20 protein-coding genes are annotated in these 24,105 nt (G+C 54.3%); 10 read left to right on the forward strand and 10 right to left on the reverse strand.

Annotation, left to right across the window (positions count from 1 at the left end):
- Positions 1 to 14: 14 nt before the first annotated feature.
- Positions 15 to 3,053: a SusC/RagA family TonB-linked outer membrane protein gene (locus KK078_RS11280; protein WP_254090379.1), complete on the reverse strand. Its 3,039-nt coding sequence runs from the start codon at positions 3,051 to 3,053 to the stop codon at positions 15 to 17.
- 236 nt (positions 3,054 to 3,289) lie between these two features.
- On the opposite strand from KK078_RS11280, the gene KK078_RS11285 reads away from it, so the two are divergent.
- Positions 3,290 to 4,468, forward strand: coding sequence for a LacI family DNA-binding transcriptional regulator (locus tag KK078_RS11285; RefSeq protein WP_254090380.1), 1,179 nt, complete (start codon positions 3,290 to 3,292; stop codon positions 4,466 to 4,468).
- A 146-nt stretch (positions 4,469 to 4,614) separates the two neighbouring features.
- Positions 4,615 to 4,818: a hypothetical protein gene (locus KK078_RS11290; protein WP_254090381.1), complete on the forward strand. Its 204-nt coding sequence runs from the start codon at positions 4,615 to 4,617 to the stop codon at positions 4,816 to 4,818.
- A gap of 8 nt (positions 4,819 to 4,826) precedes the next feature.
- On the opposite strand, the gene KK078_RS11295 is transcribed toward KK078_RS11290, so the two are convergent.
- The gene (locus KK078_RS11295) at positions 4,827 to 5,255 is read right to left on the reverse strand and encodes a PH domain-containing protein (protein ID WP_254090382.1); all 429 of its coding nucleotides are present in this window, start codon (positions 5,253 to 5,255) and stop codon (positions 4,827 to 4,829) included.
- A gap of 147 nt (positions 5,256 to 5,402) precedes the next feature.
- Here KK078_RS11295 and KK078_RS11300 point away from each other — a divergent pair, with 147 nt between their 5' ends.
- Positions 5,403 to 7,784 (forward strand): PAS domain-containing sensor histidine kinase, encoded by a 2,382-nt coding sequence (locus KK078_RS11300; protein WP_254090383.1) that lies wholly within the window; start codon positions 5,403 to 5,405, stop codon positions 7,782 to 7,784.
- Between the two features lie 148 nt (positions 7,785 to 7,932).
- On the opposite strand, the gene KK078_RS11305 is transcribed toward KK078_RS11300, so the two are convergent.
- The 4 genes from KK078_RS11305 to KK078_RS11320 form a co-directional block, all read right to left on the reverse strand.
- Positions 7,933 to 10,071, reverse strand: a complete 2,139-nt coding sequence (locus KK078_RS11305; protein WP_254090384.1) for a discoidin domain-containing protein — start codon at positions 10,069 to 10,071, stop codon at positions 7,933 to 7,935.
- A 13-nt stretch (positions 10,072 to 10,084) separates the two neighbouring features.
- A complete protein-coding gene (locus KK078_RS11310; RefSeq protein WP_254090385.1) occupies positions 10,085 to 12,064 on the reverse strand; it encodes a glycosyl hydrolase family 18 protein in 1,980 nt (659 codons plus the stop codon).
- Positions 12,065 to 12,320: 256 nt separating this feature from the next.
- Complete coding sequence (locus tag KK078_RS11315) at positions 12,321 to 12,458, reverse strand: hypothetical protein (RefSeq protein WP_254090386.1); 138 nt, start codon at positions 12,456 to 12,458, stop codon at positions 12,321 to 12,323.
- A gap of 4 nt (positions 12,459 to 12,462) precedes the next feature.
- Positions 12,463 to 13,428 carry an ADP-ribosylglycohydrolase family protein gene (locus tag KK078_RS11320; RefSeq protein ID WP_254090387.1) on the reverse strand — a complete coding sequence of 322 codons (966 nt, stop codon included), beginning with the start codon at positions 13,426 to 13,428 and terminating at the stop codon, positions 12,463 to 12,465.
- A gap of 403 nt (positions 13,429 to 13,831) precedes the next feature.
- On the opposite strand from KK078_RS11320, the gene KK078_RS11325 reads away from it, so the two are divergent.
- Positions 13,832 to 14,326 (forward strand): hypothetical protein, encoded by a 495-nt coding sequence (locus KK078_RS11325; RefSeq protein WP_254090388.1) that lies wholly within the window; start codon positions 13,832 to 13,834, stop codon positions 14,324 to 14,326.
- On the opposite strand, the gene KK078_RS11330 is transcribed toward KK078_RS11325, so the two are convergent.
- The gene (locus KK078_RS11330) at positions 14,323 to 14,829 is read right to left on the reverse strand and encodes an anthrone oxygenase family protein (RefSeq protein WP_254090389.1); all 507 of its coding nucleotides are present in this window, start codon (positions 14,827 to 14,829) and stop codon (positions 14,323 to 14,325) included. The two genes, KK078_RS11325 and KK078_RS11330, sit on opposite strands and share 4 nt — an antisense overlap.
- A 32-nt stretch (positions 14,830 to 14,861) precedes the next feature.
- The gene (locus KK078_RS11335; RefSeq protein ID WP_254090390.1) at positions 14,862 to 15,206 is read right to left on the reverse strand and encodes a c-type cytochrome; all 345 of its coding nucleotides are present in this window, start codon (positions 15,204 to 15,206) and stop codon (positions 14,862 to 14,864) included.
- A 119-nt stretch (positions 15,207 to 15,325) separates the two neighbouring features.
- On the opposite strand from KK078_RS11335, the gene KK078_RS11340 reads away from it, so the two are divergent.
- The 3 genes from KK078_RS11340 to KK078_RS11345 all read left to right on the forward strand — a co-directional run bounded on the left by KK078_RS11340 (position 15,326) and on the right by KK078_RS11345 (position 16,852).
- Positions 15,326 to 15,790 (forward strand): hypothetical protein, encoded by a 465-nt coding sequence (locus tag KK078_RS11340; protein ID WP_254090391.1) that lies wholly within the window; start codon positions 15,326 to 15,328, stop codon positions 15,788 to 15,790.
- Positions 15,791 to 15,809: 19 nt separating this feature from the next.
- Positions 15,810 to 16,307 carry a patatin-like phospholipase family protein gene (locus KK078_RS30795; RefSeq protein WP_394370560.1) on the forward strand — a complete coding sequence of 166 codons (498 nt, stop codon included), beginning with the start codon at positions 15,810 to 15,812 and terminating at the stop codon, positions 16,305 to 16,307.
- 71 nt (positions 16,308 to 16,378) lie between these two features.
- Complete coding sequence (locus tag KK078_RS11345) at positions 16,379 to 16,852, forward strand: patatin-like phospholipase domain-containing protein (protein WP_254090392.1); 474 nt, start codon at positions 16,379 to 16,381, stop codon at positions 16,850 to 16,852.
- 63 nt (positions 16,853 to 16,915) lie between these two features.
- Here KK078_RS11345 and KK078_RS11350 read toward each other — a convergent pair whose 3' ends face one another.
- On the reverse strand, positions 16,916 to 17,263 hold the full coding sequence (locus KK078_RS11350; RefSeq protein WP_254090393.1) for a hypothetical protein: 348 nt from the start codon (positions 17,261 to 17,263) through the stop codon (positions 16,916 to 16,918).
- A 586-nt stretch (positions 17,264 to 17,849) separates the two neighbouring features.
- Here KK078_RS11350 and KK078_RS11355 point away from each other — a divergent pair.
- The 3 genes from KK078_RS11355 (at position 17,850) to KK078_RS11365 (ending at position 22,413) form a co-directional block, all read left to right on the forward strand.
- Positions 17,850 to 20,324 carry an ABC transporter permease gene (locus KK078_RS11355; RefSeq protein WP_254090394.1) on the forward strand — a complete coding sequence of 825 codons (2,475 nt, stop codon included), beginning with the start codon at positions 17,850 to 17,852 and terminating at the stop codon, positions 20,322 to 20,324.
- A 494-nt stretch (positions 20,325 to 20,818) separates the two neighbouring features.
- Positions 20,819 to 21,391 carry a pentapeptide repeat-containing protein gene (locus tag KK078_RS11360; RefSeq protein WP_254090395.1) on the forward strand — a complete coding sequence of 191 codons (573 nt, stop codon included), beginning with the start codon at positions 20,819 to 20,821 and terminating at the stop codon, positions 21,389 to 21,391.
- Between the two features lie 182 nt (positions 21,392 to 21,573).
- A complete protein-coding gene (locus KK078_RS11365) occupies positions 21,574 to 22,413 on the forward strand; it encodes a TIGR02452 family protein (protein ID WP_254090396.1) in 840 nt (279 codons plus the stop codon).
- Positions 22,414 to 22,451: 38 nt separating this feature from the next.
- On the opposite strand, the gene KK078_RS11370 is transcribed toward KK078_RS11365, so the two are convergent.
- The gene (locus KK078_RS11370; RefSeq protein WP_254090397.1) at positions 22,452 to 23,573 is read right to left on the reverse strand and encodes a hypothetical protein; all 1,122 of its coding nucleotides are present in this window, start codon (positions 23,571 to 23,573) and stop codon (positions 22,452 to 22,454) included.
- Positions 23,574 to 24,105: the final 532 nt, after the last annotated feature.

Raw genomic sequence — 24,105 nt, forward strand, 5'->3', positions numbered from 1 at the left:
GCGAATGCTTCCGATTAGAATGTTACCTGTATACCTCCCAGGAACGACTTCGACGACGGGTACACCAGGTTGTCGATACCGATCGCGGTGTTCTGCCCGGCAAACGTGTTTACCTCCGGATCATACCCCGTGTAGTCCGTGACCGTAAACAAGTTGTTTGCGCTGACATAGATCCGCGCCCGGTTGATACCCTTGATCGCCGGCAACACATACCCCAGCGTGACGTTCTTGCACCGCAGGTAGGAGCCGTCTTCAATAAACCGGTTGGTGATCGGCAAACGGCCCGCCTGCAAGGCGCCGGCGTACTCGTTGTTCGGATTCTCCGGCGTCCATCGATTTACGACACCCTGCAGCAGGTTTCGTTGCCCCAACGGATTTTCAAAGGAGGCTCGGCTCACGTTGTATACATCGTTGCCGTACGTGCCCGACAGGAACACGCTCAGATCAAAGCTCTTATACGCCAGGTTGGTGGAAAAACCGAATATAAAATCGGGGTTGGGATTGCCGGTGATAACCTGGTCACCAGCGGTGATCAGATTGTTCTCATCGTAGTCCACCACCTTCGTGCCGCCGATGCGTCCGTCGGCACCGGGTATGATCGTCTCGCCCGTCTGGTAGATGCCGTTAAACAGATACGTTTTAAAGACACCCAGCGGCTGGCCGACCTTCAACAAGGTATAGCTGGTAATGAATCGTTCTTTCGTCACGCCACCGTCAATGTCCGTCACCTCGTTGCGGTTGGCGGTAAAGTTGGCCGACACATTCCATTTCAAATCACCGTCCAGGATGCGGGCGTTGGCCGAAAGCTCGATGCCTCTGTTTTCAATACCCCCCAGGTTGGTCATGATCGTACCGTAGCCGGACGACAGCGGCAGTGTCTTTTCATACAGCAAATCCGTTGTTTTCTTTTTATATACTTCCACCGTCAGGTTCAGCCAGTCGTTGAACAAGCTCACATCCAACGCCAAGTTAGCCTGCAACGACTTTTCCCACCGCAGGTCGGGGTTGGAAAGCCCCAGCGGGCTGATGCCTTTTACATACGTGTGATTGAGCTGGTAATCGCTCCCCGGTCCCTGCAGCGGAAGGGACTTGTACGGATCGATCGCCCCCGCATTTCCCGTCAGTCCATAGCTGCCGCGCAGCTTCAGGTCGCTGATAACCGGAATGGCCTGCATAAAATTTTCTTCAATGATCCGCCAGCCGAACGACGCCGCGGGAAAGAAACCATACTTGTAGTTCTCCCCGAACTTGCTCGAACCGTCTACCCGGGCGGTGACGTCGAAGAAATACTTGTCTTTATACCCGTAGTTGATCCGGCCCATGTACGAGTCCAGGCGCTCCTTTGTACGCTTGCTGGAGGTCGACACGCTCGTGGCCAGTTGCAGGGCCTCGTCGGTCGTGGCATCGTTCGGAAAGCCGTTGCCGATGGTATAATTCTCACGGTATTGTGTCGACTGCGTGGCAAACACACCCGTAAACTTCAGGCTGTGGTTTACCGCCAGGCGCTGCTCGTAGGTCAGGATGCTTTCGTGCAGCAGCATCACGTTGTTGGTATTGGTCTTCTTCGCGCTGCCCGAGCTGGCGTTCAGGTCTTTCGTCGCAATGATATACCGCGGCGAATAATAATCGCGCAAGCCGCTTTGGAGGTCGACGTTGAACGAGGCGCGATACGTCAACCCCTTTACCAGCGTGGCTTCGCCATAGACGTTGCCCAACATACGCTGGATCTTGTCTTCATTCTTCACGGACGCCAGCCCCAGCGGGTTCGTCACCTCGCGGTAGCGGCCGTCGCGCTGTTCGGCAAACGGGAACAAGGTGCCGTCGTCGCGGTAAGGCTTCAACGTAGGCGGCGCCCCGATGGCGGCCCCGACAATGCTCGCCGTCACGACGTCGGCATTACCAACGTCCTGGGTACCGGTGGGAATGCCCTGGTTGACAGTACTGCTGCCCATAATGCTCGTGCCGATCTTGACGCGGTCGCTCACGCGGTGGTCCATGTTCAGGCGCAACGAGTAACGCTTGAACCCCGAGTTGATGATGACACCGTCCTGGTCAAAATAGTTGGCCGACAGCGCCAGCTGCGTTTTCTCGCTGCCACCGTTCACCGAAAGCTGGTGACTTTGCATCGGCGCCGAGCGGAAGATGAGGTCCTGCCAGTCTACCCCTTCGCCTTCCGACGCCGGGTCGGCATAGATGGCCGTCTTGTATATTTCGTTCTCCAGCTGCGCAAACTCGGTGGCATTCAGCACGTCGAGTTTCTTGCGAACCTCCTGCACGCCGTAGTAACCGTCGTACGTCACCCGGGTGGAGCCCGCCTTGCCGCGCTTCGTCGTAATAAGCACCACGCCGTTCGCACCACGGGCGCCGTAGATGGCCGTCGCCGAAGCGTCCTTCAAAATATCAACCGACTCGATGTCGTTCGGGTTGATCATCGACAGCGGGCTTACATCCGTAATGCCCCCCGTGTTGGAGATCTGTATGCCGTCCACGACGTACAGAGGCTCAGACGTACCGTTGATGGAGTTCGTACCGCGGATGCGCACGCTGATGTTACCCCCCGGCGCCGCCGAGTTCTGCGTGATCTGTACACCCGCCACCCGCGATTGCAGGCCCTGCGCAACGTTGGTCACCGGCGTTTGCACGATGTCGTCCGATTTCACGGAAGCGATGGAGCCCGTGGTCTCGATCTTCCGCTGCGTGCCATACCCCACGACCACCACTTCGTTCAGCGTCTCGATGTCGGCGCCCAGCACCACGTCGAGGGTGGTGCGCTGGCCGACGGTGATCTCCTGCGCCGTGTAGCCGATGAAGGAAAATACCAGTACATCTTCCGGCTTGAGGTCTTGCAATACATATTCGCCATTGGCGTCGGAGGTAGCACCCCGCGACGATCCTTTTACAACGATGTTCACGCCGGGCAGCGCTTCGCCCGTCTCCGCACTCACCTTCCCCCGCACCGTGGCCCCCTGACCGTAGACGAGGCCGGGGCTGACCAGAAAATAAAGCAGGAACCCCAGTAACAGGACCTGCAGGTTTGTAGAGTTTTTTCTCATAGGTGTGTTGTTTGTGACCGGAAAAGTAATGGAAGCATTCAAAAAACTGATTGCTAACGATTGAAACTGACCTCCAGGAACTATCGAGACCGGTTGCGAAAGCGCTCCCGGTAGTTTTTGTAATCGTTACCACGGTAAAAATTTCAATCGATAGCGACGTTCTGAAGCCGGAATATTTTCGTTACTTTCATGGTGGATGACCGCAGACCCTGGTCCTTCCGAGCCTAAATCTGAACATGGTCAAGTGCATTAAATGCGGGGATGTTGATGCCATTGCAAAAGCGGGCATCGTGCGCGGCAAACAACGGTACTACTGTAAGCGCTGCGACTGTTATTTCAGTCAACCCACCCACGCCGAGCCCGAAGCACCGGCCCTGCACCGCCGTCACCAGACGACGATCATGGATATCGCCAGCGCCCTGAACATCTCAAAATCCACCGTGTCGCGCGCGCTGCAAGGTCACTCCGACATCAACGCCAACACGCGCAAGGCTGTACTCGACATGGCCGTACAGCTCGACTATCAACCCAACCTGCTCGCCCTCGGCCTCGCCAGGAGCCGCAGTTATACCATCGGCATCATCGTTCCCGAGTTTATCAATAGCTTTTTTCCCTATATCATCATCGGCGCGCAGCAAGTCGCCAACCCCGCGGGCTACCACGTCATCATCTGCCAAAGCAACGAGTCGCTCGAGACCGAGATCGCCAACACGCAGGTGCTCCTGGCCAGCCGCGTAGACGGGGTCATCGCCTCCGTTACCGGGGAAACAAAAACGCTCGAACATTTCAGCAAGTTTCAAAAGGCGGGTATCCCCCTCGTGATGTTTAACCGCATCTGCGAAGGGCTGGATGTTTCCAAAGTACTGGTCGACGATCACGACGGCGCTTATAAAGGCGTGACACACCTCATCCAGCAAGGCTGCCGCCGCATTGCGCACCTGGCCGGCCCGCAAAACCTGCAGATCGGCCGCGAGCGGCTGCAAGGATACCTCGACGCCCTGCGCGACCACAACCTGCCCATCGACGAAGAGCTGATCGTATACTACGACCTCAGCAATGCCAGCGCACAAACCTGCGCCCGCCGGCTGCTCGATCTGCCGCAACCGCCTGACGCCATCTTTGCCGTCAACGACCCGGCGGCGATCCAGCTGCTCCTCGTCGCCAAGAGCCGCAACATTCGCATACCCGCTGAGTTGGCCGTAGTGGGTTTTAGCAACGAGCCCACGTCCGCACTCATCGACCCGGCGCTGACAACACTCGCGCAACCGCTCGATGAGATCGGCAAGACTGCCGTGCAATTCTTATTACAGGAGATCGAACAGGAAGAAGGACCCTACGCTCCCATGCAGCGCATACTCAAGACCGAGCTGATCATCCGCGAGTCGTCGTTGCGCACAAAGGCACGGCCATCCTGACCACATCGCTCGCAAGCGCGCAGACATTGACCGACTGCGGACAGCCGTGGGCGGACACATGCGGATTAACGCCGGGGAAGGGCACATTTCCGTATGGCATAGGGATTGATGTCGGCCCTTGTAGCCGACCAAACCGGCCAACGTCCATGAGAAAAATTGATATTCTGAACTTCATCACAAGTTTCCGCAAAGCCCCCAACGACATCAAGACATACCAGGAACTACTCGCCCACCTGGGTGCCGAAAACGAAGCAACCATGAACCAGATGTTGCACGAGCTGCAACAAAGCCGCGTGATCCGCGAAGTAGAAGGGTCTGGCCAGAAGAGCTACCAGGTTATCGCCCGGTAAACCTCTCATCATTTCTTAACGACGATCGCAATTTTCGGATTGCGCTCCGCCAGCTCGGCGACAAAGGCCTCCTGATCTCTGGGCGAGATATAGATCTCGTTCCAACGGCCATAACGCACAACGATACCTTTACGCGCTAAAGCCGGCCGGTAGCCGGCCCACATCGTTTCACCGCACGTCAGCTGCGTGATGTCTGTCAACGCGATCTTCCCGCGAAAAGGCCCCGAGGTAAAATACAAGTGGGTGGCGTCGAGCGTATAGGACGTACCGAACCACGTCCATGCTATCAACCCGATCGGCAGCGCCATCAGCACATACGCGATCGGTTTGTCATGAAAGGGCAGCAGCACCATTCCACCGATCAGGAATAACACTACGCCGGCCATGATGCTGCCGGTCAGCACGCCTTTTTTACTGGGGTATTGTAGTGCGTTCATAACAGTTCATAATAACAAGAGCAAGATACAAAAACCGCTGCATTCCTCTCTCAAATCACCAAATAGCCTGTGATCTACGGCATAGTTTTTTTAATTTACCGCTTCGCGACATGATCCGGCCACCCGAACAGACTAGCCTCATCCGACATGGAGGAATCCAAAGAACGATTACAATATCTCCTCAAGGAAGCACCCGTCTCCACCGCCCTGCTCACCGGCCCCGACCTGATCGTCGAACTGGCCAATGATGCTACGCTAAAGCTCTGGGGCAAAGATGCTTCTATCATCGGCAAGCGGTTGCTCGATGCGATGCCCGAGCTTACCGGACAAGCCGCCTACCAGGCCGTTACCGAAGTTTACCGCACGGGCCAGGGGTATGAAGGCCGGGAAAATAAGGTTTACCTCCAGGAAGCCGACGGCACGACCCGCGTGGTGTATGCCAACTTTATGGCCAAAGCCCTGCGTGCCGCCGACGGCACCATCAGGTCTGTATTACTCATGGGCTATGAAGTGACCGACCAGGTCGAAGCACGCAAGAAAGTTGCGGAAGCCGAAGAAAAGGCACAGCAAGCGATCCGCCTGGCCAACGAATCTTCGCAACGCGTGCTGCGCGAAAGCGAAGAGCGGTTCCGCACGCTCATCACCGAAACCTCCATGGTCGGCTCCGCACTCTACACGGGCCCGGAGATCCGCATCCGGTATGCCAACGACGTGATGTTGAAGTTCTGGGATAAAGACAAGTCCATCACGGGCAAGCCCATTGAAGAAGCTATCCCCGAACTTAAAGGGCAGCCCTTCATCGATCGGCTGAAAGCCGTCTATACCACCGGCCAGACCTATGAAGGCCGCGAAGACCGGGCACAGCTGTTTGAAGATGGCAAGCTCCGCGACTTTTACTTTAACTATACCTACAAGGCCCTGCGCAATACCGAGGGCGTGATCTACGGCATCCATCACATGGCCGTCGATGTGACGGACTCCGTGTTGGCGAAGAAAGAGCTGATCGAGAACGAGCGGAATTTTCGCGCGCTCATAAACGAAACTCCCGCCGCCATCATCATCGTCAAAGACGAAAACTTTACCATCGAGATCGTCAATGACGCTTACCTCGAGTGGACCGGCAGCGCCCGCGAAGACTATCTCGGCAAACCGCTCTGGCAAGTATTGATCGATGGGCATACGCCGGAATTAGAGGCGGCTCTGGCACACGCCATGCAAACCGGCTTGCCGCACAACATAAAAGAAATACCGTTGCGGCTAAAGCGGCGCGGTGTACTGCAAAGCATATTTGTCGACCTGGCTTACGCGCCGATCAACGACCCCGACACCGAGGACAATCGGGTCATGATCATGATCCTCGATGTAAACGACCGTGTCACCGCCCGCAAAAAACTGGAAGAGGCGCGCGACTACCTGCAGTCGATCCTCGAGTCGCTTCCACAAATGGCCTGGACGACCAACCCTGCCGGCGAAGCCACATACTTCAACGAGCAGTGGTATCACTATACCGGCCAGCGACCCCACGACGGCGAAGGCAACGGCTGGCTGGCAGTCGTCCATCCCGACGATGTCGCGGGGTACCTGGCCGAGTGGAACACTTCCATACAATTACACCATCCCTTTAAATACGAAGCCCGGTATAAGAAGAACTGGGGCGAATACCGCTGGCACCTCACACAAGGAGTGCCGATCTTCAACGCGCATCATGAATTGACGATGTGGGTCGGAACCTGTACCGACGTGCACGATCAAAAGATCTTCCAGGAAAGCCTCGAAAGCAAGATCGAAGAGCGCACCCGTGATCTCAAACGCTCCAACATCGAGCTGCAGCAGTTTGCCTATGTCGCCTCGCACGACCTGCAAGAGCCGCTGCGCAAGATCGCCACCTTCTCTGAAATGTTGCGCAGCGCCCTGGGCACGGTGCCCGAGCGCGCCGACAGCTACCTCGCCAAAATTACCGCCGCCTCCACCCGCATGCAGGCGCTCATCAAAAGCATCCTCAACTTCTCGCAGCTCGCGCGCGAAGGCGAGATCTTTACCGCTGTCGACCTCAACGAGATCGTCGCCAACGTACACAATGACTTCGAGCTGTTGATCGAGCAAAAGAAAGCCACCGTGCGCGTCGATCCGCTGCCGGTTATCCGGGGCATACCCTTGCAACTCAACCAGCTCTTCACCAACCTCATGAGCAACGCGCTCAAGTTCGTGGCAACAGACCGGCCGCCGCTCATTCACATCCACGCACGCACGCTCGCCGAAACCGAAGTAAGAACACACCCCGAGATCGACCCCGGCCGTCCCTACGTTCAACTCGAGTTCGCCGACAACGGCATAGGCTTCTCCGAAGAATACGCCGAGCAAATCTTCGTCATCTTCCAACGCCTCAACGACCGCCAGTCCTACCCCGGCACCGGCATCGGCCTGGCCCTCTGCAAAAAGATCGTCATGAACCACAAAGGCGAGATCTACGCCCACTCGACACCCGGGCAAGGGTCCACTTTCTATATAATCTTACCGATAACTCAATAGCTCTAAAAGTGTGAGCGTGAGAGCGAAGAAAAAACAGAACACGTTTCTTCGCTCCCGCTCTCACACTCACACTGTTTTTAAGCCGCCAGTCCCCGCCTGGCACTGGCGGCACCACAACGTTTACCCTACTTATGTTGTGTATCGTTCACTACGGCTTGATCACCTTAAAAGACTTCTCTATGCCGTCAGCAATAATCGTAATATAGTATAACCCGCTCTTCCATCCCGAAGCATCCAGGCTCGCATCGGCCGCTACCGAAGTATACACCACACGCCCCGTCTGATCCTTCACCTGCACGCGATGCACCTGTGTCCCTTCCGGCAGGGTATAATTCACCCTGTCCGACACCGTATTCGGATATACCGACACCGCATCGCCCGCCGCAGCAGCCATACGCGCCGCCGGGGCCACAACGCCCCACGCAAAAGCTTCCCAACCGCCGATCGTCGCACGGCTGCACGTCATCGCCACGGTACCGTTCTCCGAAGAGACATACATACCGTTGTTGCCGCGCAGCGAAACAGTACCGTCAGCATTCGCCACCCAATCAAACTTTTCCCAATCCTGGTAAGCAGTACGATTGCAGGTCATCGCCTGGGCGCCGTTCTCGGACGATACGAACATCGCCTGGTTCTGCAGCGCGATCTTACCACCCCCTGCATCTACCACCAGGAATCCGTTCCAACCGGCCACAGCCGTGGCATTACACCACATCGGCCCCACGCCGTTCTTCGAGCTTACATATTGATTGTTGAACCCGCGCAGCCAGATCGTCTGTCCGATGGGGATCGTCGGCGCCGCGGTATTCACCTTCACTTCGGTCAGGCTGTTCCAGGCATTCACCGAGTTGCCGTGACCGACGATACGCACATACTGCGCCGTTACCGGGGCGAATGAGTACGTCTCCAGCGCCAGCGACGTACCGCTGCTCACCAGACCGGCGCCTACCGTTGTCCAGCCCGCATTCGGGTTGCCTGATACCTGTACATCGAAGCTCGTCGTCCGGGTGTCGCCGCTATAGAAAGCGATTTGCACGCCCGTGACCGACACCGGAGCACTGAGACAGAATTGAATCCACTGGCCGTCGCCGTTGGCAGACCAGCGTGTGTTGAGGTCGTTGTCGAGTACATTGGACGGAACGTTACCGTCGTCTGCGCTGGCCGCTACCGGCACACAGCCGGGGTTGGGATCCGTACCGGTCGGCAGCTCGGAGTGTGTCGCCGTCAACCAACCGAGGAAGTGATCTTCAATGGCATTCTCCGGGCGGTTCTGGTTCAATACATACGTGCGCGTCTGCGGTACGCTCATGCCCAGGGCCGTGTAGCGCGACAGCAGGATCTCATACGGAGCGCTCTTACGGGCCCACTCCGAGTCGGCGCGATAGTTCGGCGAGCCGGTACCCAGCAGGCCTTTTACATAGGCTTCAGCCCCCAGCAACAGGCGCGGCTGCGAAGCCCCGCTGGTGCGGGTGAACAGCGCGTCGCTGCCTTGCTGATGTGCCACTTCCGCGCACTGCGCGAGGCCGATCAATACATACTGCGAGTGCACAAAGTCACGGAACAGCTCCGGGATCTGACCGGCCGTGTTGATCTGATCCAGCTGACCCGTTACGTGGTTGTAACCCTGGTTATACAACGACGCATTGTTCATGAACACACCGGCCGACAGCAGGGCGAGGTCTTTCGAGATCAGCCAGTTGGCTGTTTGGTAGATCGGGCCGTTCACATACGTCAGCACCTTGTTGACAAACGACTCGAAACGTGTTACCTCCGAAGCCGCCCAACCGGCCGCGCCGTTGTTATAATACCGGATGATCTCCGCGCCGGCGATCCAGATCGGCAGTGCCCACGAAGCTTCCAGCGTGCGTTGGTTCGGCGTGCCGGCATCCGTCGTCATGCTTTGGAACGTTGCCGACCAGGCATTCAGGATCTGTACCGCCTTGTTGCGATACGACACGTTGCCGGTCACCACCCAACGGACGGCATGTGCGTAGGCCGCATGCGCATCGCGACGGAACGCCGCCTCCTGCGGCGAGCCGCCCGAGCCTACTACATATACTACCGCATACGGCTCCGGATTGTAATTCAGGTTGGCACGCGAATCACCCGCCAGTACATTGTAGCCTTGCACGATCGGGCCGCTGTTGGCCGCTACTTTCGCTTTGATAAAGTCCAGCTCAGCCTGGCTGCTGAACACGCCCGGATGACGGAACACCGCCGGGGCCTGGGCAAACGCTGCCGTCAACAGAGCAACGGCCAGCATACCCGTTAATAATATCTTCTTCATAGTTAGGGTACGATTAGTTTTTAATGATCCGGATAGATTTGGTAAAGCCGTCGGTAGCGATCGTCACATAATAGATGCCGCGCTTCCACGACGACGCTTCGATGGTATTCTCGGCCTGTGCCTTGGCCGTAGCCTGATATACCACTTCGCCGCTGAGGTTCACCACCTTCACTTCGTGTACGCTGGCACCTGCCGGCAACACATAGTATACCTTGTCGGATACTTCGTTGGGATACACGGTCAGGCCGGCCGCATCGACCGAAGCCACACGCGCTGCCGCCGCGGGGGTTGCAACACCCCAGGCAAAAGCTTCCCAGCCGCCGATCGTGGCACGGTTACAGGTCATCGCCTGTGTGCCGTTCTCCGAAGAAACATACAGACCGTTGTTGCCGCGCAGCGATACCGTTCCGTCTGTGTTTACGATCCAGTCGAATTTCTCCCAGTCCTGAACGGTGGCACGATTACACGTCATGGCTTGCGCACCATTCTCCGAAGAGACATACAGGCTCTGGTTCTGCAGCGCTACTTTACCGCCCCCCGCATCGACCACGAGGAATTGGTTCCAGCCCGCCACGGCGGTAGCATTACACCACATCGGCCCCACGCCGTTCTTCGAGCTTACATATTGATCGTTGAAACCGCGCAGCCATACCGTCTGCCCCACGGGAATAGAAGGCGCTTCGGTCGTGATCTTTACTTCCGTCAGGCTGTTCCACGCGTTGACCGAGTTGCCATGACCCACCATGCGGATGTACTGCGCCGTGCGCGGTGTGAAGCTAAAGGTCTCCAGCCCCAGCGAGGTACCGCTGCTTACCAACCCGGTGGCGGCGTTCGTCCACGCCGTGCCGTTGCCGGAAGTCTGCACGTCGAACGTTGTCGTTCGTGTGTTGCCGCTATAGAATGCAACCTGAACACCCGTTACCGTAGTGGGCGTGCTCAGGCAGAACTGGATCCACTGGCCATCGCCGTTGGCCGACCAGCGTGTGTTGAGGTCGTTGTCGAGTACGTTGGCCGGTACGTTACCGTCGTCCGCGCTGGCCGCCACGGGCACACAGCCGGGGTTGCCGCCGCCGCGTTGCTGCACCACCTGGTCGATCGCCGTCAGCAGCGAGTTGGCGTTCCGCGCATCGTCTGAAAGATCCCAGATCATGATCCCACCGCCCTGGTCGAACGCCAGGTTGGTTTTGCTTTTGATCGTAGGGATGCCGTTGTACCCCACGCCGTTGAAGCTGTCGGCGTTCGGACTGGCACCGCGCACCAGCAGATCGTCGTACCCGACATATTCCGTCGCCGAGCGGCCGTAGAACGGCACACCCAGGATCGCCTTGCTCACCGGCAGGCCTCGGCCCTTCCAATAGTTGAGCGACTGCACGGCATAGTTATACGTCGAGTGGTTCGAGCCCCCGCCGTCGTACGCCATCAGGTTCAGGAAGTCAACGTAGCCGAATACCGGGGTTTGTATGCCGTCACCGGTCGACCCGCTTGCCACCACGGCGGCCGTCAGCAGCTTGCCCTGCGCATGCAGCGCGTTGGAAAGCTGTTGCATCAGCAGCGTGAAGTTCGGCGACTCGGCGCCGGTGGGGTACTCCCAGTCGATGTCCACGCCGTCCAGGTTGTACTGGTTCACCATGCCCATCAACGCGTTGACGAAATTGGTACGGTACGTGGCATTGGCGGCCAGCGCGCGAAAAGCAGCATCGTCACCGTTGTTCCAGCCGCCGACGGCAATCAACACCTTCTTGCCGGCAGCATGGCCCGCCGACACGAGGCTTTGCAGCTTGGAAGCACCACCGCCCAGGCTTTGCAGACCCCCGGTGGGTGTCGGCAAAGCAAACGCGTAGTTGATGTGCGTCAGCTTGCTGAACTGCACATCGCTCACGTTACCCGCCCACGAAGGCAGGTAGCCCACGACTTTAAACTGTGCATACACCAGCTGGCACAACAGCACCAGCAACGACGCGCACACCGATCGAAACAGATATAATCTTTTCATAAAAAAGGGATTATGTGAATAGGCCCCAAAACTATGGGACACTTGCCCTACCCACAGAATCCACTTATTAAACGGCAGCGCAGAATTATTAAAAGAAATATACTTTCTCCCGCAACGTAGTCGGGAACGATCCCAACCAGATATATACTTTTCGCCCTTACAACATGATTATTTTGTTGCACAAAGTTGCGCAGTAGTTGCGCAGTGTTGCACAAGCAACTCACAGACAATACAACCACACAACGGAAGCATGGAACTAATCCGCCACCACCCTGTTAACCCTCGGCTGCAAAAACCAAATCCCGATGGGCAGCAGCGCAACCAAAAAAATATCGAGCACATAACGCTCAAACCGGGCCTCTTCATCCAGTTCGATCGTTTTCAACACCTTCATACATCTATTTACTATACTTATCACCCAACGCCATGCCTAACTCGCGAATATCCTCCAACCTTGCCAGCACCGCCAGCCAGTAGCTCGGTATGGCCGCGCTGCCGTAATACACTCCCGCCAGGCCGCCGGTAATAGCCCCTGTCGTGTCGGTATCATATCCCAGGTTCACGGCCGACAATACGGCACTCTCAAAATTATCCGTTGCCAAAAAGCACCAGAGGGATGCCTCCAATGACTTTATAACATAACCATTTCCATGAATCGTGTTTTTCGAAACTTCCCGAATATCCTGTTGGATCATTCGCTCGAAGTGCCGTTGCTCACCCGCATCAAAGTCCATTTCCTTCCACAGGGCAACTACGTCCCCGCGCATGCGCTGGTAACTTTCCTCCTTGCTCAACCCCTGTAACAGATATTCCGCCAGCCGCAGGTATATCAAACAACACATCCCCGAACGAATATGCCCGTGTGTCAGTGCGGATACCCTCCAGGTGATCTCGAACTGCTGCCGTATGTCAAGGCCGCGAATGTGAAATAATAAAGGGAGTATCCGCATCAGCGATCCGTTGCCGTTATCTTCCTCCGACGCACCGTAGCGCAGTAGCTCAAGCTCAGTCATGTCGCCGCGGTCAAGAATGACCTCCAACGTTGCAATCGCCTCGCGTGTACGCATACCGATGTCGAAGACGTTTCCGTGCGCCGTCCAATAAGCTTCCGTTTTCCACTGCACAACCCTGCGCGCCATATCGGCCAGGTCATAGCCGTGCGCCAACGACTCCGCCAGGCAGAACGTCAGCGAGCTGTCGTCCGACCAGGTACCGGCCGGTTGATGATGCGTACCATACCCACGCATGTCCCGTGCGGGGGTAGCATCCATCTCAGCGCGGCTCAAAAATTCGTATGGCACCCCCAGGGCGTCACCCACTGCAACACCCAATAATGCGGCAACTGCCTTTTCGCGTAGATCCATATAGTAACAAGTAGGGACAGAAATGTCCTTTTCTGATCCAGATACGATTTTCCTTTACGTTCGTTGCTTAAAAATCCGTCATTCGCGGTCTTGAAGAAAAACAGTAAGCAACGTGTATGGGAATATTCCGGCTGGCTCCGGCAAAGATCTTATCCTTTTTCGGAAGACTTCCGTCTTAAAAAAAACTGCTTTTCCCGACCCTGAGAGCTACCAACTATCCGGTCAGAGAAAAGCAGTAGTTATGTAAATAACCTATCAAGTTTATGAAAAAACTTTTACATCATCTATGGATGTACGTGCGTTTGTTTTAAGCCGCCCGGTTCGACCGGCATCGCATACGTCAACACCCCGTTAAAACAAACGTCAGCAGCGAAGTCCGGTAAGAATCTGTACCTTTACCGGGATGGAACAAGACAAAATCGCCCTGGCCAAACGTTACGCCAAACTCTCCAACGATCAGCTTTTAAAGATGGTCGAAGACCATCGGGACTATACGCCGGAAGCGTTCGAGGTATTACGCCAGGAGATTGACAACCGCCAGATCCCGCAGAAAGACGTCACCGAATTCAAGTTCAAAACAGCGGTGAATAAAGCGATACTCACCGAGCGATCGCTGGTACCCCTGTCCCCGTGGCAGAAAGTATTCTACTTTTTTGCGTTCTTCATACCGCCCTATCTGGGTATCGTCATCGGTGCCTTCGGCATGAACAGCGAAGAGGACGGCTACACCACGAAAGCACGTCAGATGCGATTCTTCCGCTGGGCAGGATTTCTTTCGACCCTGATCATAATCGTGATCTGTTCCCAGGTGCCGTTACTGATCCTGATCCTCTGGCCCGCAAGTTTCGCCTTAGCCTATAAGTTTGCTCCCAAACCCCAGGCATACACCGAGCATTAAGCGACCTCCTGCTCGCCTGGCATCACACAAGCCACCACGGTCAGCACAAACGCCAGCAACGAAGCCACGGTTCGCAGCGCGTTCAGTCTGTTCCAGGGCCCTTCAAAAGCCTCCCGCTGCCGGGCAATCTCCTCTGGCGACGCCGCTTCCAGCCGGAATGCGTCGAGCGCTTCGTTCAACGGCACGTTACCGCCCATCGTGATCCCGATCACGCCGACTATATATAGCACCGCCGCTGCCAGCAGCAACCAGAAGCGCACCGGCAGCGACGACCGGTATTGCAGGTATACATCCAACGGCAACAGCAAGGCCGTGCCCAGGAAGCACGACAAAAATACAGGATTGAGGATCGCCCGGTTCATCGCCTGCATCGAAGCGATAAACTCGATGTCTTGTACCCGTGCCAGTCCGGGACTGACGGCATACGACCAGGCACTGAACAGCCCGGCCATAAGCCCCGTCGTAAGCACGGCAATTACCAAAAGAATAGTTGATACGGTCATAGTCTTAGCGGTTGTAGTCGTTCGGTTCAGGTTCATGGTTGCACGCGTAAAGATTTTACATAGGTCACTAACTCCTGTAGCTGTTCGGCCGAAAGCTTTTTCCGAAAGCCGGGCATAAACCCCTTGCCGCGCTGGATTTGCAGCGTTACGGCAGTGTCCGCCAATGTACTTCGTTGCAGGTTCCGGGCGCCAAACATCCCTTTGGTCCCATCGTTGCCATGACAGCGTGCACAATACTGTTTATATAAACTCTCGCCGGCACCCGTATGTTGCGCCGCCGGCCCCTGCCGGAAAGCGCTACCGGCCACCAGCAACATCATCAGGGCCGCCACACCGGCCAGCCGCAGAATACTCTTTTTTGAATCGGGATAACACATATAGCTGTTGTTTTTTGAAGCAAGTACCTCAAAACCCCGCCGCCCCGATAGAACAAAACCGACAAGATTAGGTGGGTAGGACTAACTAACAGGGTCTCTTTTTCGTTAAGGAAATAATTGTGTATCTTGAATATATGAATGGGCGACTCAGCGATGCGGGGAATGATTTGCGTAAGGCGTTAGAAGAATCTGCTGCCCAAAAAGCGGCGTCCGCAGAAGTCGAAAAAGTCTCCGAGGGAATGGTTTCGGAGATCAAAGATGCCATCAATACCCTCGCCGAGGAATTAAAGCCTGTTTTTGCGGAAAACGGAAAGTTGTTAGAAGTAATTACTCCTGCCAGGGATACCAATCTTATTGAGGTTCTTTATTATCCGGAAAGCACCCTGAAACAAACCCGGGGCGTAAATACTGCTGCGTTACGGATCGAATTTGCCCCAAAAGATGGAAGGGCGATCGTCCTGCGAAGAGACTCATTTTTTACGCCGTTTGAGAAAGTTGAAACCGTAAATATTACCAATAAAAACTCCGTTGCCCATTTAGCTGAAGCTACCTACAACTTCGCCAAGTCAGTAGCGGTTAAGTAGTTGTTTAAATTTTCCCGTTATGCCATGTATCGCATTGGCCATCGATGGCGGTGGCCTGAGAGGGATTATTCCCGTGTTAATTCTAAAACATATCGAAGAAAAAGTCCAGGAGTCAACGCAATCCCGCCGGCGCCTGGTAAACTATTTTAATATAGTTTCGGGTACTTCTACAGGAGGACTAATTGCCTGTGGGGCAACCCTTGGCACAAATGAAGATACCCAGTCCACAAAGTATGACTTCGATTTTATTGAAAGTATCTATCGCACACGCGGACCAGAGATATTTCCACACGAAACCCGCTGGTTGGTCAAGCGATACAATAAACTCAAAAATTATATAAGGCCTCAGTTCGGCAAACATGGTATCGAGACTGTATTAAAGGACATTTTCGAATCAACCAGGATCTTAAGCTGCATAAGGCCTATCATTGTAACAACGTACGATGTTAGCTGCAACAAACCGTTTTATTTCAGTTCACGAGCAGCTGCGCTGGAGCCGGACCTGAATTACTCCTGACAGATGTCTGTCGAGCCACGTCTGCAGGACCGACCTATCTGCCCGCTCATACCCTGCAAAAGCCAAGAGAAATGATTTGTATTGATGGCGGCGTTTTCCAAAATAATCCGACTACCACGGCCTTGGTTGAAGTATTCAAGTATCCCCGAGAATACGCTAATGGCGAGTCTATCACGCTCGACGACATCTTCGTTCTATCCATTGGCACGGGCAGGCACAATAAGTTCGTTTCAACGCGTCATGCTTACAGCGGTGGACAAATAGCCTGGATAAGACCGATCATCGATATTTCTATGTGGGGAAATAGCCAGGCGGTGGATGAGCATATGGAGCGCCTCTTTCTTCTCCAGAGTGGCAAGAGGCATTATCTCAGGCTTAACGTGGACATCCCGGATGAAGAGTATGCCGACATGGCTATCTCTTCAAAAGAAGCCATGGACTACTATACCGAACGCTTTAAGATCGACTATCTGAACAATCCGGACGTCCAGGCACAGCTTGACCAATGGCTGATCGACAGCGAAATCGTAGCACCGTTGCAATAAAATCATGCTCCGTGCCCCTGCACGCGCCAAAAAAATAATAAAGAGGAAAGAAAGGCTGGAGAGCTAGTACGTATACTTCTTAAACACCGTCTCCAGCTCATTAAAGAAGAGCGCGTCGTTGCCCCCTGACAAGGCGGCCGAGTTGGTTTCTTTGATCAGCTTGATAAGACCGGCATAGTGGGCCAGGTCGAGGGGCGACTTCTGAATTTCTTTCAGATCGCGTTTTAAAAATTCGATGCGCACCTGGCTGAGGCTCTTCACATCGTAGTGCTCGACAAAAAAAGTACGAAGTTTTTCTTCCTGTAAGAACTCCGCGATCAGACCGTCGCGCAGCTGGCGGATCATATCAATCACCTGGGCGGTCGAGAATTTCTCTATTTCGTCTTTGTATGCCCGTTGTGTGAGTTCCATGAGTTCTTAAAATCCATGACAAGATAACTTCAAAAAAGATATTAATAACTATTGACGTTTAGGTTACTTCCTCAACTATCTAACGATCAGAACGATTTTCTTCATAATTTTTATTATGCATAACACAGGTCCTTCCCCCATATTTTCACACCGCACCACCCCCAAAGTTTATAGAACAAATGCTTTTGCTATAAAATTCGCTTTTAACATTTATTCTTACAGTGGTTTTCCCCTTTCTTGTTTTAAAAATTTTATGTATCAAATGTCGTAAGACGTCGTCATTCGTTTATCCCCACGCACCCCCGTACCATATCGCCGTCACCCTCAAAGACCTTCTTCGATGCGCTCAGTATAAGGATACCTCGATCCTTAAATCATATTTTGTGGATAGATTGTGGATAGATAATCGCGATCCTTCCGACCGGAAACGAAAAAAAATCGATCGCAGGCGGACAAAAAGATCGGAAAACGAACAAGCCGCGAAGAGAAAAAAGGCCAATTTGTTTCAATAAACCCTGTTTTTTATGCCGGGCGAACTTTTGGCGGCCTTTTTGTAAAACGCCAGGTGCCGAAACACACAACCTCTATGATCCAGACCATGTTCAGCCGTGCTTACCGTAGCTTCGTAAAGAATAAATTCTTCTCTCTGCTTAACATGCTGGGGTTGGCCATCGGCATGGCCGTGTTCCTGCTCATCGCACAGTATGTAAAGTTTGAGACCGGTTATGAAGATTTTGTACCCGAAGGTGACGATACCTACCGCCTTACACTCGATACCTACAGCGGTCCTGAACACGTCCTCTCCAGCGCCGAGAATTTTCCGGCGGCAGGCCCCGCGCTAACGGCTGCCCTGCCGGAAATCGAGCGCTCTGCACGATTGTATAACATGGGCTTTAAGAACAACGTCGTCATTACCAACGAAGAGGCCATGCCTCCCGTCGCCATCAAACAACGGAGATTCCTATACGCAGACGCCGCGTTCCTGTCCATGATGGGGTATACCCTCTCCGCCGGCGATGTCAACACCGCCCTGGCCGAAACCAATACCGCCGTCATCACCCAGGACCTCGCCCACCGCTACTTCGGCAACGAAGACCCTCTTGGCAAAACCCTGCGCATGCAGGACGACGACAACAACAACGAGCTGGTACACATCACCGGCGTACTGCCCGACGTACCCGACAATACGCACCTCAAGTTCGACATCCTCTTTTCGTATAAGACCCTGCTCGCGCGCACGCGCCCCGACCGCCCCGACTTCGGCGTAAGCCGCTACGAAAACAGCTGGTATCGCAACGATATGTATACGTTCCTGCAGCTGCGGCCCGGCGCCGACCCGCGCGCGGTCGAGGCCAAGCTGCCCGCGATCATCGCCGAAAAAGTACCCGACCTGAAAGAACGCAACGAGCGTTACGTCATGACGCTGCAGCCGTTGCGCGACATCCACCTTACCTCGCGTCTCTCGGACGAAGCCGAAGCCAACGGCGACGAAAGCATTGTAAACTTCCTCGGCCTGATCGGCCTCTTTGTACTGGCCATCGCCTGGATCAACTATGTAAACCTCTCCACCGCCAAAGCGCTGGAGCGCGCCAAGGAAGTGGGCGTCCGCAAAGTGATGGGCGCCGTACGCTTTCAGCTTATCCGCCAGTTCCTGGCCGAAGCGGCGGTCGTTAATTTACTGTCCGTGCTCGTCGCATTGGCCGTCGTCGGCATGGCGTTGCCATCGTTTAACACACTCTCCGGCCTGGCCCTGAAGTCCGCACATTTGTTCCAACCGTGGTTCATGCTGTTGGTACTGGCGCTGTGGGCAACGGGTACGGTACTGTCGGGATTCTATCCGGCCATTGTATTGTCGTCGTTCAAACCCGCCACGATCCTGAAAGGTAAACTGAAGAACAGCACCCGCGGCATCGTGCTGCGCCGTTCGCTGGTGGTCTTTCAGTTCATGGCATCCGTGGCGCTCATTGCCGGCACGTTCATTGTCTATACACAACTGAATTATATGATGAGCCGCGACATCGGCGTGGACATCGACCAGGTGCTGGTCGTGGAACGCCCCGGCGTGATGCCGTCAGAACGCGGCCCGGCCGTCGATGTATTTCACAACGAGCTGCGCAAAGATCCCGCCATCCAGTCGGTTGCCTCCTCTACGACGGTGCCCGGCGCCCAGCGCGAGTGGAAGGCCCAGATGAAACGCTACGGCGAAACCGACGACAAGTCCGCCACCGTCATCCTGAACACGATGGACTATGACTTTACCGACGTGTTTAAGATGAAGCTGCTTGCCGGCCGCGCCTTCTCCCAATCTTATGTGCAAGACCCCGATACATCGCTGATCATTACCGCTTCGGCGGCAAAAGCCCTCGGGTTCAAATCCCCCGCGGAAGCCATCGGGCAAACGCTCACCTTCACAGACTACGACTTCAGCAGTATTATCGTGGGCGTGGTGAACGACTATCACCAGCTGTCGCTCAAGAAAACCATCACGCCGGTCGTCTTCCAGTGTGCACCGTATGAAGGCGAGTTTTATTCCCTGCGCATCAACACCGGCCACGACAACCTCGAACGCACGCTGGCCAACGTACAGGCAGCATACGAAAAAGCCTTCCCTGGCAACCCCTTCGATTACTTCTTCCTGGACGATTACTTCAATCGCCAGTATAAAAATGAGCGCCAGTTCGGCATGCTCTTTACAACGTTCGCGGCACTGGCGCTGGCCATCGGCTGCCTGGGACTGCTGGGCCTCTCTGCCTACACGGCCGTACAGCGTACGAAAGAGATCGGCATCCGCAAGGTGCTCGGCTCCAGCGAAGGCGGCATCTTCGTACTGCTGTCGAAAGACTATGTACGATTGGTGACCTTGTCTATCGTCCTCAGCGTGCCCCTGGTATACTTCCTGATGAACAGCTGGCTGCAGCGCTTTGCGTATCACACGTCGATCTCGCCGCTTGTATTCATCGGCGCGGGCGCCATCGTGCTGCTGATCTCGCTGCTGACCGTCAGCATCCAGACGCTGCGCGCGGCCCGTACCAACCCCGTCGATTCGTTGCGCTACGAGTAGTCGGGGTGGTGAGTAGCGAAAGCGAGGCCTTTTATGTAGATTGGCGCCGAGGTTAATCTCTATGAAACAGCCTGTATCACCAAAACCCAGACAGACAGTCTCGGCAATACTATTTTCCCTGTTTTATATAACAGAACTACTCGTTAGTCTCTTCTGGTCGAGCTTGTCCTACGTTTACGACTTCTATTATCCTCACCATTTTTTTGACTCGATAATAAAAGCTGCAATTCTGTTACTTCTTATTTCCCTCGCGATTCAGAAAAGGTTGTGGGCAGTCTGGGTGGCAGGTATTCTGCTGATTCTTCAAGGCCTGGCCTATGTATACCTTACCTGGAGCAGCGGCGATCAAGGAAGCATCTTTTTTTATCTTCTGGGAATTTACAATGGTATTTTCGGGATATACATCATCAATCTCCGGCCAATGCAAGCCTTCAGGCATAAGCCATTCACAACGTCACAGGCAGATCTGTCATGATCCCCGATAAAACATCACTATGAGCAAACCCTCCACGCAGGACCAGGATTTCGCCGGTATCGACTATCGCACCAACGGCTTTGAACGCGGCGAGTACGACAACTGCACCTTTAATAATTGCACACTTGCTTCGGTCGCTTTGACCGGTAGTACATTCATGGAATGCCGGTTCATCAACTGCGACCTGAGCATGGCCATATTGCAGGACGCCTCGTTCCGCGACGTGACCTTTCGAAACTGCAAGCTGCTGGGCGCGCGTTTCGACGAGTGCAGCAAGTTTTTATTAGCCTTCCGCTTTGAGTCGTGCATCATCAACTTCGCATCGTTTTACCGGCTCAAGCTCAAAGGCACTTCGTTCAAAGACTGCAAGCTGCAAGAGACTGAGTTCATCGAAGCCGACCTGACCAACGCCCGGTTCGACGACTGCGACCTGCTCGGCGCACGTTTTGAAAATACATTGTTGGAAGGAGCCGACTTCCGCAGCGCCTACAACTACTCCATGGATCCCGAGCGTAACCACATCACCAAGGCCAAGTTCTCCCTGAGCGGTGTGGTCGGATTGCTGGACAAGTACAAGATCAAAATCGAGTAACCCGTAACGCCGCGCATTTAACCTGGCAGAGAAATGCAACCCAATGGGCATTGGTTCCGTACTATGCTCTATAAAGGCTATAATACCCCGATCACACCGAATACATCTCCTGTAATACATCCTCCGTATACGTTACCAGCAGGATCAACTTTAGATTTTAACAACCCGTTTATTTTTTTATCATGAAAAAAACCACACGCATTCAAATTGCGGAAGACTCCCTCCGTATCATCAAACAAGGCCATTACATAAACACGCAAGGCGAAACTGTCTCCATCCGTGAAGACCAGCAACGGAGTGTCGCGTCTTCCATTCATTATACCGAGTCGAAGCTGGACTCGCTGACATCGCAGATCGACGCTTTGCTGGCGACACCACCCACCGGCACCACACACTTTGAAGTGACCGGCGCCACGTCGCTGGAAGCCAGCCAGCAATTAGTATTCGCCGGCGCTCCGTCCGTGATGTGCCTGAACTTTGCATCGGCCAAAAATCCCGGCGGCGGTTTCCTGAACGGCAGCCAGGCACAGGAAGAAAGCATTGCACGTTCCAGCGGACTGTACGAGTCGATCACGCACCACATGGACTTCTACCAAACAAACCGCGCGCTCGATACATGCTTATATACCGATGCCATGATCTATTCGCCGGACGTACCCGTCTGGAAAGACGACGACGGCAATGCATTGGACAATTATTATCGACTGTCGATCATTACCTCGCCGGCGGTGAACGCCGGCGCAGTAAGCCGCAACGAGCCTGACAAGGTTGTGCATATTGCACCAATCATGCTGCGGCGCATGGAAAAAGTGTTGGCAGTATCGCTACTGCACGGACACAAGACGCTGGTGTTAGGCGCCTGGGGTTGCGGCGTATTCCAGAACGATCCGGAAGACGTTGCCCGCTATTTTGCGCAGCACCTGCTGGAAGGGAAATTCAAAAACCGTTTTGAGCGGATCGTATTTGCGATCAAATCAAACGACGAGCGTTTTATCCAGCCGTTCCGGCGTCATTTCGCATAACCGTGCCGAATGCCGGTGACGGACCTATGGCTTACAAGCTACAAGCGCCATTGGCCCGACAGCACGTAGCGCGAAGACAACGTTGCGACCGTGGATCTGACTTCCCCGTACAACGGCGCCTTCGTCATGCCCCATCGTTCAACGGCCGTTGCGTTGCCTGTAGAGGTTTTCATCTTCCGCGCCTGAACGGATGGGGAAGGTCGCCGTTTAGACTCTTTCGTAGTGCTCTTAGGTGTTTCCGAGCCAGCCTCTGTTACAGCATACGTGTATGTATATACCGCAGCCGCTGGCTGCGCGGCAGATGCCGATGCGGAAACGTAATCGTAACAAAAGGTTTGTATCTGCGTTTCTGACTTCACGGTAGCAACAGAGACCTCATTGTCAGGCATCGCCACGGTGGGTGATTCGTTCACCTGCGTTTTTGTTTCCAACACCTCCGGCGCAGGCGCTTCCGCGGGCTCGGACCTCTGCTCTTCATCGATCGTTTCCAGACCATCCGTTGTGTTGCCCCGTCCACGCAAGGCCACAATCTTTGCCGCGCCAAAACGCTTTACTTCCTTAATCTCGCCGCCTTCGCTTAGTGATCCATACTGGATTCCGATGGATAACATCAGCGACCAACCATTGTCCGGCGGCGTCTCTTTTACGCCGAGCTCCAGCGTTGTAGCGGGCATTCCTTCTAAGGAAGGGCACCAGGAAGTTGTGACCTCTGTCGGGAAATAGTCAGCGTCAAACCATTTGGCCGGCTGATATTCGCGTGATACCGCATCGTACATCATGTCGGGTACAACGCCCAGTGTAACAATCACCCGGAATAGCGCGTGACCATTTTGTGGAAAGTAATTAACACCCCGCAACAGCCCGGGTATATCTATTCTGGCGGAGCGTTGCGCACGATCAATCGTATAATATACCGGATTGCGAATAACAGAATCGAACGTAGGGCTTTCTGAATTGAGTGGAAATCCCTCCAGTATGCGAGCGTAGTCGGAGAGTATAATATTCCGACGTCCCCACAAGCTGGTGTTGTCCTGAAGTTGTACCTTGCGCATAACACTATTGATGTCGCTGCCAAAATTATTGTCTGACAACGTCTTTAGGGGATGAAGTGCATAGCGAACATGTTTACCCATGCGCGAGCAACCTCCAAACTCCGACATGGTATATCGGGTGTTTTTGAATTTTGGGCTTTTTTTGATCTGTTCCGCAGACGGCCCACCCTTGCGACGAACAACGATTTTTGCGCACCCGCGCATACGATAGGCGCTTAATTCGCCCAATTTTCCGGTGAATTTCAGTCCTTCTAAAAAGGCCATAGACTAAACAGTTTCGTTTAACGAATATATTACCAATAACAGCCGCCGGGGTCAGAACGGTGTCGGGATGGAAGATAGCGAAAGTGTATTATTCACCAATCAATTGAATATATACAATTTTCTGTGTTTGAATTTTAGCGATAGATATTCAATATCTTATATATTATTGAACATCAGCTTTATATCTTTTAGTTAGCTATTGGATATCTATTCCATATTTAATCAGATCTTTGGCTTGGTCTTGGAATTTTTTGGCATTTTCAGGAACAGCATGTATGCCGCCCGAAATTTCGGAATGGGCTTATTTGTCGCTTATTCGCCGACCGGCGGCTCCCATCGGAAATGTGAATTTTGGGGAAATTGTGGATAACATTGT

Origin of the sequence: Dawidia soli, assembly GCF_018598185.1 — a bacterium.
Lineage (GTDB): Bacteria > Bacteroidota > Bacteroidia > Cytophagales > Cyclobacteriaceae > Ohtaekwangia > Ohtaekwangia soli.

What these genes read in the sequence shown, in the direction of transcription:
- KK078_RS11280 (WP_254090379.1), bottom strand. Translation starts at nt 3,053, where the DNA reads ATGAGAAAAAACTCTACAAACCTGCAGGTCCTGTTACTGGGGTTCCTG.
- KK078_RS11285 (WP_254090380.1), top strand. Translation starts at nt 3,290, where the DNA reads ATGGTCAAGTGCATTAAATGCGGGGATGTTGATGCCATTGCAAAAGCG.
- KK078_RS11290 (WP_254090381.1), top strand. Translation starts at nt 4,615, where the DNA reads ATGAGAAAAATTGATATTCTGAACTTCATCACAAGTTTCCGCAAAGCC.
- KK078_RS11295 (WP_254090382.1), bottom strand. Translation starts at nt 5,255, where the DNA reads ATGAACGCACTACAATACCCCAGTAAAAAAGGCGTGCTGACCGGCAGC.
- KK078_RS11300 (WP_254090383.1), top strand. Translation starts at nt 5,403, where the DNA reads ATGGAGGAATCCAAAGAACGATTACAATATCTCCTCAAGGAAGCACCC.
- KK078_RS11305 (WP_254090384.1), bottom strand. Translation starts at nt 10,071, where the DNA reads ATGAAGAAGATATTATTAACGGGTATGCTGGCCGTTGCTCTGTTGACG.
- KK078_RS11310 (WP_254090385.1), bottom strand. Translation starts at nt 12,064, where the DNA reads ATGAAAAGATTATATCTGTTTCGATCGGTGTGCGCGTCGTTGCTGGTG.
- KK078_RS11315 (WP_254090386.1), bottom strand. Translation starts at nt 12,458, where the DNA reads ATGAAGGTGTTGAAAACGATCGAACTGGATGAAGAGGCCCGGTTTGAG.
- KK078_RS11320 (WP_254090387.1), bottom strand. Translation starts at nt 13,428, where the DNA reads ATGGATCTACGCGAAAAGGCAGTTGCCGCATTATTGGGTGTTGCAGTG.
- KK078_RS11325 (WP_254090388.1), top strand. Translation starts at nt 13,832, where the DNA reads ATGGAACAAGACAAAATCGCCCTGGCCAAACGTTACGCCAAACTCTCC.
- KK078_RS11330 (WP_254090389.1), bottom strand. Translation starts at nt 14,829, where the DNA reads ATGACCGTATCAACTATTCTTTTGGTAATTGCCGTGCTTACGACGGGG.
- KK078_RS11335 (WP_254090390.1), bottom strand. Translation starts at nt 15,206, where the DNA reads ATGTGTTATCCCGATTCAAAAAAGAGTATTCTGCGGCTGGCCGGTGTG.
- KK078_RS30795 (WP_394370560.1), top strand. Translation starts at nt 15,810, where the DNA reads ATGCCATGTATCGCATTGGCCATCGATGGCGGTGGCCTGAGAGGGATT.
- KK078_RS11345 (WP_254090392.1), top strand. Translation starts at nt 16,379, where the DNA reads ATGATTTGTATTGATGGCGGCGTTTTCCAAAATAATCCGACTACCACG.
- KK078_RS11350 (WP_254090393.1), bottom strand. Translation starts at nt 17,263, where the DNA reads ATGGAACTCACACAACGGGCATACAAAGACGAAATAGAGAAATTCTCG.
- KK078_RS11355 (WP_254090394.1), top strand. Translation starts at nt 17,850, where the DNA reads ATGATCCAGACCATGTTCAGCCGTGCTTACCGTAGCTTCGTAAAGAAT.
- KK078_RS11360 (WP_254090395.1), top strand. Translation starts at nt 20,819, where the DNA reads ATGAGCAAACCCTCCACGCAGGACCAGGATTTCGCCGGTATCGACTAT.
- KK078_RS11365 (WP_254090396.1), top strand. Translation starts at nt 21,574, where the DNA reads ATGAAAAAAACCACACGCATTCAAATTGCGGAAGACTCCCTCCGTATC.
- KK078_RS11370 (WP_254090397.1), bottom strand. Translation starts at nt 23,573, where the DNA reads ATGTCGGAGTTTGGAGGTTGCTCGCGCATGGGTAAACATGTTCGCTAT.